Source organism: Arthrobacter sp. D2-10 (genome assembly GCF_054161285.1).
The window spans coordinates 1,013,077-1,025,630 of record NZ_CP096431.1 but is presented as its reverse complement, the minus strand read 5'-3'; the positions used below and the strand labels follow the sequence as shown (position 1 = coordinate 1,025,630).

Genomic DNA, 12,554 nt, shown 5'->3' with positions numbered 1-12,554 from the left:
GTGATTTGTGGCTCGGTGATTTGTCGCGTCCAGCGCGACCGGCCAGAATTGGCGCATGACAATTGATTCCCAGGAGAACGTCGACTACCGCATAGAACACGACACCATGGGCGAGGTTCGGGTTCCCGCGAACGCCCTCTACCGCGCACAGACCCAGCGTGCAGTGGAGAACTTCCCGATCTCCGGCAAGACGCTGGAACGGACGCACATCGAGGCCCTGGCACGGATCAAGAAGGCGGCCGCTACGGCCAACGCCGAACTCGGTGTGCTCGATGAAGAGCTCGCCCGCGCCATCGAGGCCGCCGCTGACCAGGTTGCCACCGGACAGTACGACGGCGATTTCCCCATCGACGTGTTCCAGACCGGTTCCGGAACCTCGTCCAACATGAACACCAACGAGGTTCTCGCCGAACTCGCCTCCCGTGCACTCAAGGACGGCGGCAGCGACAAGGTGGTCCACCCCAACGATCACGTCAACGCTTCGCAGTCCTCGAACGACGTCTTCCCGACGTCGGTGCACGTCGCTGCCACGTCCGCGCTGATCAATGACCTGATCCCGGCCCTTGAATACCTGGCTGAGTCCCTCGAGCGCAAGGCCGAGGAGTTCGCCGGCGTCGTGAAGTCCGGCCGCACCCACCTCATGGACGCCACCCCGGTCACCCTTGGCCAGGAGTTCGGCGGTTATGCTGCTCAGGTCCGTTACGGCATCGAGCGCATCAACGCCTCGCTCCCCCGCGTTGCTGAGGTTCCGCTCGGCGGCACCGCTGTCGGTACCGGCATCAACACCCCCGCCGGCTTCTCCGCCCGCGTGATCGAGCTGCTCGCCGAAGATACCGGCCTGCCGCTGACAGAAGCCCGCAATCACTTCGAAGCCCAGGCCAACCGAGACGGCCTCATCGAGGCGTCGGGGCAGCTGCGCAACATCGCGTACTCGTTCATGAAGATCAACAACGACCTGCGCTGGATGGGTTCCGGCCCGAACACCGGCCTCGGTGAGATCGCCATCCCGGACCTGCAGCCAGGGTCCTCGATCATGCCGGGCAAGGTCAACCCCGTCATCTGCGAGGCGGCCATCATGGTCGCCGCCCAGGTCATCGGCAATGACACCACGATCGCCCTGTCCTCGACCAACGGTGCGTTCGAGCTCAACGTCGGCATCCCCGTGATGGCCGCCAACCTGCTTGAGTCCATCCGCCTGCTCGCCAACACCAGCCGCGTGATGGCGGACAAGATGATCGACGGGCTCACCGCCAACGAGGAGCGCGCGCGCTTCCTCGCTGAGGCATCGCCGTCGATCGTGACGCCGCTGAACAAGTACATCGGCTACGAGAACGCGGCGAAGATTGCCAAGAAGGCCGTGGCTGAAGGGCTCACGGTCCGGGAAGCCGTCGTCGCACTCGGGTATGTGGAGCGCGGTGAGCTGACCGAAGCGCAGCTGGACGAGGCTCTCGACGTACTCTCCATGACGCGCCCGCCGCAGTAGCGCCTCACTTCACACAAACGAGCGAGGGCCCGCCATGGAAGCACTATCCATGGCGGGCCCTCGCTGATTAACGAATCGAACCTCCGTGAGTTGGCAGGACACACCCCGTATGGCGGGCCATTCGGCGCGTGTCCTGCCAGGTCAACGTGGCGTTAGCGGGCCGGCCCCACCACCACCAGGCGGTCCCAGCCGAGCAACTCTCCGGCGGCGGACTGAACAGCCACGCGGTTGTCTCCCGGCCGGGTGCCCTCCGGCGTGGTGATGGTGACGGTGCCGTCGTCGTTCACGAGGTGCCAGCCGAGCGCTGCCTGGCCGAGGTAAACGTGCACGTACCCCTCCACAGGCAGATTCGAGAGAACGACCTCCGACGCTCCACGGGGGAACTTTTGCTTGGCCAGGCCGAGATCCAGCTGGTTCTCGTCAGTCAGCTCATCCTTCACCGGAGCATCCGGCGTGGAGGACGGCTTGACGAGTTCACCCTGTGCCGGCTCCTCACCGGTGTAGGCGATGCTCGGCGCCTTCGGCTTCTCCATGCCTTCCCCGAGGAAGTACGAAGTGTGCGGAGGCTGGTTGTAGGAGGTGTTCTGCCATGCAACACCCAGGCGGTAGACCGGGTCCGACTGCAGGGTGCGCAGCCGGTGGTCCGTTACGTTCACCGTGGTGGCGATACGCAGGGCGGTGGAATCGTCGGTGCGGGTGACGATCTCTTCGCGCCAGTCGCCGAACAGGTCCGCCTGCAGGGCCGGTGTGCCCTTGGTGTCGTTGTTCGTGAGGGTTCCTTCGGCCCGGTAGAGAACGTCCTCCGTGTTGGTTTCGTAGTTCCACTTGGAGATGGTCGGAACACCCGTGCGGGTGGCCTCGGCCCATTCGTGGTCGGTGATCTCCCGAAGCAGGTCCCCGTCCCACCAGGTGAGGAAGTTCGCCGCCGGGATCTGCTCCGCGATCAGGTCGCCGTTGCTTGCGCGCAGCTGCCCCACCGGAGAGTTCCATGCGGCGTCTCCGCCGACGGCCCAGCCCTCGGCACCGGGGTGCCTGGGATCAATGTCGGCCATGGCCGCGCGGCCGGTGTCCTTCGTCGCCGGGATGGACCAGATGATCTCTCCCGTTGCAGCATCACGGTACGTGGCACCCTTGTTACCCGAGGACCCCATGTCCTCGTGCGCTGCGAATACCTCGAGCCCCTTCCGCGTCGGGTCGAAGTCCGACACGTGCAGCGAGTCACCGTGCCCGAGGCCCGTGTTGTGGAGGGCGGTGCCGTCATCGTCGATGGTCATCGAACCGAAGACGATCTCGTCCTTCTGGTCGCCGTCGACATCGGCAACCGAGAACTGGTGGTTGCCCTGTCCACGGTACTGGTCCCCTGACTCGTCCGAGTCAAAGGTCCACCGTGGTGTCAGCGTGGTGCCGTCGAAGTCGTACGCTGCGATCACTGCGCGGGTGTAGTAGCCGCGGCTGAAGACAACGCTCGGCTTCTCGCCGTCCAGGTAGGCAACTCCGGCGAGGAAACGGTCAACACGGTTGCCGTAGGTGTCCCCCCATGAACCAACATCGCCGCGTGCCGGCATGTAGTCGGTCGTGTCGACCGCTGCACCGGTGGCGCCGTTGAATACCGTGACGAATTCCGGACCCGTCAGGACGTAGCCGCCGGAGTTCCGGTGGTCGGCGCGGGCGTCGCCGATGACAGCGCCCGTTCCGTCCACGGTTCCGTCGGCGGTCTTCATGGTCACTTCGGCGGTGCCGTTCCCGTCAAGGTCGAACACCTGGAACTGCGTGTAGTGTGCACCTGCCCGGATGTTCTTGCCGAGGTCGATGCGCCATAGGCGGGTTCCGTCCAGCTTGTAGGCGTCAACGTAGACGTTGCCGGTGTAGCCTGCCGAGGAATTGTCCTTCGAGTTGGTCGGATCCCACTTGAGCACGATCTCGTACTGTCCGTCGCCGTCGACGTCTCCGATGGAGGCGTCGTTGGCCCGGTAGCTGTACGGCTGGCCGTCCTTGGTGACGCCGTCGGCCGGCTTATCCAGCGGAACGTCCAGAATCTGGGAATCCCACACCGCGAAGTCCTCGGTGGCCCAGCGCTCGGTGCCGTTCATGACGGTGCTGATGCGGTACGTCGAATCAGCTGTGCCTTCGGCGTCCAGCAGGTTGGTGCTGGACGTGACCGGCTCGGTGGTGATCCGGTCACCGTTGCGGTAGACGTGGAACCCGATCTCCTCAGGATCCAGGCCCAGCATGCGCCAGCCCAGGTACACACCCTCACCGGAGGCTACGGCCACCGGTGAGCGGTCGAGACGCTCGGCCTGACGCACCAGCGTGGTGACTGCCGGCGAGGTAACAGTCTCTGACTGCGCCGAGACGCCGCCTGCGTTCACCGCTGCCACCGCGTACTTGTACTCCACAGTGGTGAGAACGTCCGTGTCAGTGAACGTGGTGTCCTCTGCACGCCCTACCAGCTGCATCTCGCCGAAGGAACCGTCCGCCTGGGGATCGGCACGGAACACGTGATAGAACAGCGCACCTTCGGAAGGCTTCCAGCTGACGGTCACGTCGTTCTTGTTGACGTCACCAAGGGTCAGGCCGGTCGGAACCGGTGCCTTTTCCACGTCGGGATCGACGGTGGTCAGCTCGACCGCGTTGGAAGGCACGGACTCCGCGCCTGCCGCATCGAGCGCGACGACGGTGTAGGTGTACTCGAGGCCGATGTCGGCTGTCGTGTCCACGAAGGACGTGCCCTCGACGTCACCGAGCGGCTCTGCCTTGGCACCGGCCGACTGCCGGTAGATCCGGTACGCAACGGCGTCGTCATTGCCAGTCCAGCTCAGCGACACCGCCACCTCATTGCCGTCAATAACGACGTCGTCGGCGGCCAGTTTGGTCGGAGCCAGCAACAGCGGAGTGATCTCGATGCCGTTGAGGCGTGAGGAAGCACCCGTCATGACGAGGTTGATCTGACCATCGGTCACAAGGACCGGCTGGCTGATCTTCTGCGACACCGCGGCGCGACCGGCGTTGGAGGAACCGAAGTCCTTGCCTTCGATCTGGACGTTGGAGCGGCTGGTGCCGATCCAGTCGCCGTTGTACGTCTTCACGGCGTAGCTGCCGTTGGGAACGTCAACCACGAACTCGTGGTCCGGGGTCGGCAGGAGGAAGTCTCGCTCCAGGTCGGTGGGTGCAGGATCGAAGTTGATCCCGCGGTCACGGCCGGCCATCCCTGCGGGATCAAGCCATCCCCAGCCGGCTTCTGCGGTGTAAACCGAAGCCTGGCTCACCTCGGTGTAACCGGGCATGAGGGGATTACCCTTCAGCTGAACGTCGAACTTGTACAGCGGCGCCCTGGTAGTGACCCGGACAGCGTCCGACGGCGCGGAGTCGCCCCGCCCGTTCACGGCCACCACACGAAGGTCGTAGGACTGGCCTTCCTCAAGGCCACCGACTGAAGCCAGCGGCAACGTGGAGGTGGTGATGAGGACGTAGGCGTCCTCACCGGCGTCGGCCTTCTTGCTGAAGACCTTGTAGATGTCAGCGCCGTCGACTGCGTCCCAGGTCAGTTGTGCTCCCGCGTTGGAAACACTGCCTGCGACAAGACCGGTCGGCGCTGCGGGCACCTCTGCCGGCGGTTCAACCGACTCGACCTCCGAGGCGAGCGGGATGTCGAGCTTTGCCACATCGGTCGCCACGAGGCGCGCCATCTGGATGGCACCGTACTCCTGGAAGTGGGTGTCGTCCACGGTGCCGTTCGGCCGGTTCGCGTAGACGCCGGCAGGTACGTGCAGGAAGACTGACTTTGCTGCTTCCGGCCCAATCTCCGTGAGGTAGGCGCGGCTGGAAGCCGAAAGGTCGACCAGAGGGGTTCCCGTTTCGGCGGCGAGCTTGGACGCGGCGGCAACGTAGTCCGGGAAGGATACGTTCGCTTCACCGGTTTCCGCGTTGTAGGACCGGCGGGATACCGGCGTGACAATCACCGGAGTAGCGCCGCGCTGCTTGGCGCCGTCCACGAAGGTACGCAGATACTCGTAGTAATCGCCCGGGGCGGCCCAGCGGTCGTCGACACCATAGCTGTTGTCGTTGTGGCCGAACTGGGCAAACAGGTAGTCGCCGGGCTTGACGTTCAACAGCACCTCATCCAGGCGACCCTGGCTGATGAAGTTCTTGGCGCTGCGTCCGCCGATGGCCTTGTTTTCCACGGTGACGTCATCGGACAGGAACCGCTCGATCATCTGGCCCCAGCCGGCCTGCGGCACGTAGTCGGCGGTGTAGCTCTGAACCGTGGAGTCACCGGTGATCCACGCGGTCGGCTCGGTACCGGCTTCATTCGGCGTTTTCTGGGTGATCACGAGTGAATTCAGATTCGCGGCCGCGCCTGCAAACTCGAGGTTCAGCTGGCCGTCCACGATGGCAATGTTGAATCCCATCTCAAGGTACTGGCCCGCGAGCTTCTCGCTGCGTTGCACCTTTGCCATCTGCTCGGCCGTGATGGCGATATCTGTCGCGCCCTGCGCATCACCGGCGATGAGATCCACCGTGTAGTTGCCGTTGGGCAGGTCCACGACGAGTTCCGTGTCACCTACCGTGACGAAGTCCGAGCGTGCAGCGTTCTCGCCGCCACGGTCGGTTGCACTGACCTGGCTCACATCGACGAAGCCCACACGGTTGTCAGCGGTGTAGGCGCTGGTTGCGTCCACCCGCACGGCCCCGGCCGCTGTCGCCCCGTTTCCAAGGTCGAGCGACAGTACGCCGTTGACAGGAAGGGCTGGAGCGTCTGTGCTCAAGCTGGATGCGGCGGCAGCCGACGGCTTCGAGAGACCGTCCGCTCCGCGTGCCTGGACCTTGTAGTAGTGGACCTTCGTCGTATCCACGGCATCCGTCAGGTAAACCGTCCGGTCGCCGGTTTCCGCAACCTTGGTGTAGGTGCCGTCAACGGTGTCGGACCGGCTCACGACGTAGCCGGTGGCTCCGCTGACTTCATTCCAGCGCAGGGTGACACCGGCAGCGGTTACATGCGACATGCGTACCGACTGGGGCGCGGCAAGAGTCGAAACCGGTTCTTCCGGCTCCGGTTCCGGCTCGGGTTCCGGTGCCACTTGGGCCTCAGTGATTTGAATTCCGTTGACGTATGCACCGGCACCGACGCCGGTGAGGTCGATGGTCAGCTGACCGTCCTCGACAGTTGTCTGCCACGTTTGTTCGGAGACAGCCTGACGGGACTTGATGGTGCCCGCGGGTACGCCTTCCAGGCTCACGTTCGTCGTCGTCGTGCTCGTTCCGGCGAGTTGGTCACCCGACAGGACGCGGACACTGTAAGCGCCGTTGGGAACGTCTACCGCGAAGCCCCACGCCGAGCCAAGGACGAAGTCATTGTTGAGCGGGTCCACCGGGTCCGAAGCGCGGTTACGGGATACCGGCGCTGCTCCATCGACCGGTACGATGCCGTATCCGGCTTCGGCGGAGTACTTGGTGGTTTCCGAGACGCCGGTCCACCCGTCCGCGACAGGACTGGTGGCAGTTCCGAAGTCGAAGGATTTGTTGAGCGGTTCCTCCGCCGCTATGGCCGGCGTTGTAGCCGAGCAGAGACCGACAATAGCGGTTCCTGCGATAAGAGCGCGCACAGAGTGCGGGCGGGGATTTCCGGGGGTCATGGCATCACACCTTGTGGTTTCGACAGTGAAATTTGGGGTGGTTCATGGGCCGACCGAGAGCAACAGGGCACAAGAAGAGGACAGGATTCCTGGGTGCAATGAAACGATTCACGGAGACCAACGAAGACAAGCCTAATGGTGAGAACTGTCACATTCAAGAGGTGAGCGCATATTTCAGAAAACGTTTCCTCGGCTGATTGCGCGGAGGCAGAACGGTTGGAACGCGAACTCGCCGTAGCGCGGAGCGGGGGCACGGGCGAAGCCAGGAACCCCTAGCGATCAGCGTTCAAAGTCAGGGACGCCCGTCGAGTAGCGCGCATTTTCTGCATGCTTGCGGTGCAGCGGGTTCAGGTCCGGCAGGTCATCGAGACTGAACCAGCGCACGTCCATGGACTCGTCGTCATTCACGCGGGCGGCACCTGAGACGTAACGGCATCTGAACACCAGACTCAGGAAGGTGCATACGTCCTGATTGGGAAACGTCATGGGCCCAACGACGTCGATGCTCACCAGATGCTCCACCTCGACCGCCACCCCGGTCTCCTCCTGAACCTCCCGGACGATTGCCTGCGCGGGATGCTCACCGGGATCGATGATCCCGGTGATGAGCGTCCACTGGCCGGTGTCGGCGCGGCGTCCGAGCAGGACCCGACCGTCGTCGTCGTACACCACCGCCGCCGCTCCGGGGAGCCACAGCGGGTCGTGGCCGATTTTGGAACGCAGGTCCTGGACGAAGTCAGGGGTGGGCATGATTCTCAGCCTAATGCGAGGACAACGCCCGCTCCGACGATCATGAACGGCCCGAACGGAATGGCCGTCTTCGCATTCGCCCGCCTGCTGACGATGAGGATGACGCCCCACAAGCCCCCGAGCAGGAACGCCGCGAAGGTTCCCCACAACAGGAACGACCACCCGACGAAGCCGAGGTACAGTCCCAGCACGCCGGCCAGCTTCACGTCGCCGAAGCCCATGCCCGCCGGGTAGATGAGGCGAAGGATGAAGTAGAAGACCCACAGGACCGCTGCCCCGCCGGCAAGGGACACCAGCCTCCCCCAGTCCTGGGCGGCGAACGCCGCGGCGATGAGCAGCACGCCCGCGGCAGGGTAAGACGGGAAAATGATGCGGTTGGGCAGTCGGTGGGTTCGAATGTCGATGACACTGAGCCAGATTCCGACCACCGCGAGCAGGATCAATGCGAGGGCGCATAGCCAGAATGCCACGGGAGCCGTGTCCCAGTACTCCCCCATCAGCGCCAGCATGTGCCTACCGTAGCTGAATCTCCTGCCCTGACTCACATGCCGGGCTTACACTGTGGATATGTCCGCTTCCAGCGGTTCGACCCCGGCGAGCGTCTTCCGATCCCTCTGCCGTTCCTCGCCGTGGCGCTGGGAAACGGTGCGCTTCTCAGTGTCGTGGATCAGCACGGACGGGGAGTCGGATCCCCTGCGCGCCTGGGTGCGTCGACCTGCGGCGCTGCGCGTCGAAACGGCGGATGGAGCGCTTCTCCACAGCAGCACGGGGAACGAGCATTCCCGTGACTCGTTCTACGTCAGTTCGAGCAAGAGTTCGTGGCTTGTGGCGCCGAGCCTGATTACGCCCGTCTACAACGAGGTGGGTTACGTGCACCGCAGGCCGAAGGCCGCCTATGGCGAACCGGTCTTCGGCGACCCGCGGTGGGCGGCGATGCTCGACCCGGTCGAGCTGGCCGGTGATGCCCCGGTCCCGTACGAGACACCTTTCGCGAACCGGGTCGAACTTGACGACCTTGGCGAGGAGATTTACGAGGGCCGCCGCGTGCTCGCCGCCACCGCTACCCCGAACATCTCCTACCAGCCGTTCACGCCCGGCCGCCCATTGATCGGACAGGGGCGGACGCGGGTGGTGGTCGATGTCGCGACCGCCATCTGCGTCTCAACTACCGCACTCGATGGCCCCCTTCAGGGGTGCGGCCACCGCCTTGCCATCAAAGGGGTGAACGAGTACATGATCGATGACCTGTTCAACGACGCCCCACCGACACTCACCGATGTCCGGGAGCATATCCCGTGGCAGGTCGGCTGACCCGCCACGGGATGAGCAGAATCTTGTCCCGCTAGACCTCCGCGCCTTCCAGCAGGTCCGTCACCAGGGCCGCGATCGGCGAGCGCTCGGACCGCGTCAGCGTGATGTGCCCGAACAAAGGGTGCCCCTTCAGGGTTTCGACGACGGCGGCAATGCCGTCATGCCGGCCCACCCGAAGGTTGTCCCGCTGCGCCACATCGTGAGTCAGGACAATCTTCGAGTTCTGGCCGATCCGGCTCATCACGGTGAGGAGCACGTTCTTCTCCAGTGACTGCGCCTCATCAACGATCACGAAGGAGTCATGCAGGGACCGGCCACGAATGTGGGTCAGCGGCAGGACCTCGAGCATGCCCCGGTCCATGACCTCCTCGACGACCTCCTGCGACACCAGCGCGCCCAGTGTGTCGAAGACGGCCTGCGCCCACGGATTCATCTTCTCGCTCTCGCTCCCCGGCAGGTAACCAAGCTCCTGACCACCGACCGCGTACAGGGGACGGAACACAACAACTTTGCGGTGCTCCCGACGCTCCAGCACCGCCTCCAGTCCCGCGCACAGCGCCAACGCGGACTTTCCCGTTCCCGCGCGGCCGCCCAGCGACACGATTCCCACCTCGGGGTCCATCAGCAGGTCGATGGCCAGTCTTTGTTCCGCGGACCGACCATGCAGTCCGAAAACGTCGCGGTCACCGCGTACCAGCCGCACCTGCTTGTCGGCGCCGACCCGGCCCAGGGCCGAGCCCTTCCCGGAGTGGAGGATGACGCCGGTGTTGGCGGGCAGTTCCGCGGCTCCCGGGAGGAAGACGGGCTCATGCGCGTAGAGGGTGTCGACGTCGTCGTCCAGCGTGTCCAGTTCCGCCACCCCGGTCCAGCCGGAGTCCTTCACGAGCTCGTTGCGGTACTCATCCGCCTGGAGGCCCATGGCGGAGGCCTTGACGCGCATCGGCAGGTCCTTGGACACCACGGTCACGTTGCGCCCCTCGTCCGAGAGGTTCTTGGCGACGGCGAGGATGCGTGAGTCATTGTCCCCGCTGCGGAAACCGACGGGCAGCACCTCGGTGGAGACGTGGTTGAGTTCGACGCGCAGGGTGCCTCCCTCGGTACCCAGCGGAATGGCCTGGTTCAGCCCGTTGTGTTTCACCCGCAGGTCGTCAAGGAGCCGTAGCGCCTTGCGGGCGAAGTAGCCCAGCTCAGGGTCGTTACGCTTGCCTTCGAGCTCGGTGATCACCACGATCGGCAGGATCACCTCGTGTTCGGCGAAGCGGGTGATGGCCCGCGGGTCTGACAGCAGCACGGACGTATCCAGAACGTAGCTGCGGCTGCCAAGGCTCTCGACAACAGAAAGGCCCGCCGCTGCGAGGAGTTCATCCTGCGCTGCCGGGCGGGCCTGGGTGGTGTCGGTTGCTGGCGCCTGTGTTGGGCGAGATGTGGCCACTTCAACTCCACTTCCCCGGGCGCTCGCGCCCGAGAATATCTAGGGCTTGGGTGAGGCGGGCCGGCCAGAAGGCCGCGCACGGCCTCCCCTTTTCAGTGCGTGTGCTGTTGGGCACGTTGCCTGCATAGGTGGCCTTCCCGTTCGGTCAGCGGGTGCCGATCGATGGAACTGACATTACGCCCGCAAAGGACGACGTCGGCAGTCGCTTCAAGCGCGTGTCGCGCGAAGCCCGGCTGAACTTTGGGTAACGCTGCGGGGGCCGGCTCAGCAGCCGAAGCGCCGCTGGCGCCGCCCGTAATCTCGAAGAGCTCGGAGAAAGTCGACGCGGCGGAAATCCGGCCAGAGGGCCTCGCAGAAATAGAACTCGCTGTAGGCGCTCTGCCACATGAGGAAGCCGGAAAGTCGCAGCTCCCCCGAGGTGCGGATCACGAGGTCGGGGTCCGGCTGTCCGCGCGTATACAGGTACTCGGAGATCTGACCGACCGTCAGGTTCTCCGCAACTTCCGGGAGGGTCGATCCCTCGGAGTCAGCTTGCAGCAACAGCTCCTTGACGGCGTCGACGATCTCGCGCCGACCGCCATAACCCACGGCGACGTTGACATGGAGTCCTTCGATGGAGGCTGTGCGCCCGGCAAGTTCGGTGACTTTCGAGGCGAGGTGTTCCGGGAGAAGGTCGAGCGCCCCCACCGGTTGGACGCGCACTTTACGGGTTTCACCTAGTCGGTCAAGGGTGTTCCCGATGATGTCCAGCAACTGCTCGATTTCCTCGGCAGAACGGTTCATGTTGTCGGTGGAGAGCATGTAGAGCGTGACCATCTCGACGCCCAGCTCCCGGCACCAACCCAGGAACTCGAGGATCTTGTCCGCACCGGCCTGGTGGCCGTGCCGGGTGGGTGCTCCGGCCAGTTTTGCCCACCGACGGTTGCCGTCGACCATGACGCCGATGTGGTGGGGAATGCGGTCGGCTGCCAGGGACCGCTGGAGTTTGCGCTCGTAGTAGTTGTAGGCAAACGACGGAAACTTCACGGCAGCGCCCACCTGTCCTTCGATCAGCTAGCTAGGATTCATGTCCTACCGTACCGGCACGTACTGCACGACGACGGAAAGCACTTGTTACTCATTAGTAACTTAGTCGGTGGTCCGCTAGAATTCCGGGCATGAGCCGACGCGTTTTCCCTCCGTCCGGTGCGCCCAATTCCCCGCAGAACCCGGACGAGTCGGCTCCTGTCGACGGACCCGTGGAATCCGCCGTCGAACGGGCCGCCGACGCGCTGAACATCAAACCGAAGTGGCGCGGGTGGATCCATCTGGGAGCCACGCCGCTGGCAATCATCGCGGGAATCCTGCTCATCGCGCTCGCACCCACGACGGCGGGGAAGATCACTTCCGCCATCTACGCCTTCACCGGCGTCCTGCTCTTCGGTGTCAGCGCCGTCTACCACCGCGGCAACTGGCAACCACGCACCAAGGTGATCCTTAAGCGGCTTGACCACACAAACATCATGCTGGTGATCGCGGGAAGTTACACGCCGCTGTCCTGGGCCCTGCTGCCTCAGGACAAAGCCGTCTTCCTGCTGTGGCTGATTTGGTGCGGTGCTATTGCGGGAGTTCTCTTCCGCGTGCTGTGGGTGAACGCGCCACGGTGGCTCTACGTCCCGATCTACATCGCGCTGGGACTGGCGGCGTTGTTGTTCCTGCCCGACTTCCTGGCCGCCAGCGTGCCGGCGACGGTCCTGATTATTGTGGGTGGCGTCTTCTACATCGCCGGTGCCGTGATCTACGGCCTGAAACGGCCGAACCCCAGCCCGCAATGGTTCGGCTTCCACGAGCTGTTCCACGCGTTCACCGTTGCCGCGTTCGCCTCGCACTTCATGGCGATCCTGATCGCTGTCATGGATCCCATCCGCTAGATCCCCGGCGCCGCTGCGTACACATCTGGTCCTTC

8 protein-coding genes are annotated in these 12,554 nt (G+C 64.3%); 3 read left to right on the top strand and 5 right to left on the bottom strand.

The annotated features are described in order from the left end of the window. Window positions 1-55: 55 nt before the first annotated feature. On the top strand, window positions 56-1,483 hold the full coding sequence (locus M1D74_RS04880) for a class II fumarate hydratase (protein WP_309124428.1): 1,428 nt from the start codon (window positions 56-58) through the stop codon (window positions 1,481-1,483). Window positions 1,484-1,635: 152 nt separating this feature from the next. Here the strand turns inward: M1D74_RS04880 and M1D74_RS04875 are convergent, their stop codons facing one another. The 3 genes from M1D74_RS04875 to M1D74_RS04865 all read right to left on the bottom strand — a co-directional run bounded on the left by M1D74_RS04875 (window position 1,636) and on the right by M1D74_RS04865 (window position 8,375). Then, complete coding sequence (locus tag M1D74_RS04875; protein WP_458116686.1) at window positions 1,636-7,116, bottom strand: rhamnogalacturonan lyase family protein; 5,481 nt, start codon at window positions 7,114-7,116, stop codon at window positions 1,636-1,638. A 279-nt stretch (window positions 7,117-7,395) separates the two neighbouring features. Beyond that, a complete protein-coding gene (locus tag M1D74_RS04870) occupies window positions 7,396-7,866 on the bottom strand; it encodes an NUDIX hydrolase (RefSeq protein WP_309070479.1) in 471 nt (156 codons plus the stop codon). A 5-nt stretch (window positions 7,867-7,871) separates the two neighbouring features. Further along, window positions 7,872-8,375 carry a prepilin peptidase gene (locus M1D74_RS04865; protein ID WP_309070478.1) on the bottom strand — a complete coding sequence of 168 codons (504 nt, stop codon included), beginning with the start codon at window positions 8,373-8,375 and terminating at the stop codon, window positions 7,872-7,874. A 58-nt stretch (window positions 8,376-8,433) separates the two neighbouring features. Here M1D74_RS04865 and M1D74_RS04860 point away from each other — a divergent pair, with 58 nt between their 5' ends. Continuing rightward, entirely contained in the window at window positions 8,434-9,177 is a 744-nt protein-coding gene (locus tag M1D74_RS04860) for a hypothetical protein (RefSeq protein WP_309070477.1), read from the top strand. A 31-nt stretch (window positions 9,178-9,208) separates the two neighbouring features. Here M1D74_RS04860 and M1D74_RS04855 read toward each other — a convergent pair whose 3' ends face one another. Both M1D74_RS04855 and M1D74_RS04850 read right to left on the bottom strand, forming a co-directional pair. After that, window positions 9,209-10,609, bottom strand: coding sequence for a PhoH family protein (locus tag M1D74_RS04855; RefSeq protein WP_375164455.1), 1,401 nt, complete (start codon window positions 10,607-10,609; stop codon window positions 9,209-9,211). A 264-nt stretch (window positions 10,610-10,873) separates the two neighbouring features. After that, a complete protein-coding gene (locus tag M1D74_RS04850; RefSeq protein ID WP_309124577.1) occupies window positions 10,874-11,635 on the bottom strand; it encodes an isoprenyl transferase in 762 nt (253 codons plus the stop codon). A gap of 131 nt (window positions 11,636-11,766) precedes the next feature. Between M1D74_RS04850 and trhA the strand changes: the two genes are divergently transcribed. Beyond that, on the top strand, window positions 11,767-12,519 hold the full coding sequence (gene trhA / locus M1D74_RS04845; protein ID WP_458116685.1) for a PAQR family membrane homeostasis protein TrhA: 753 nt from the start codon (window positions 11,767-11,769) through the stop codon (window positions 12,517-12,519). Window positions 12,520-12,554 lie beyond the last annotated feature (35 nt).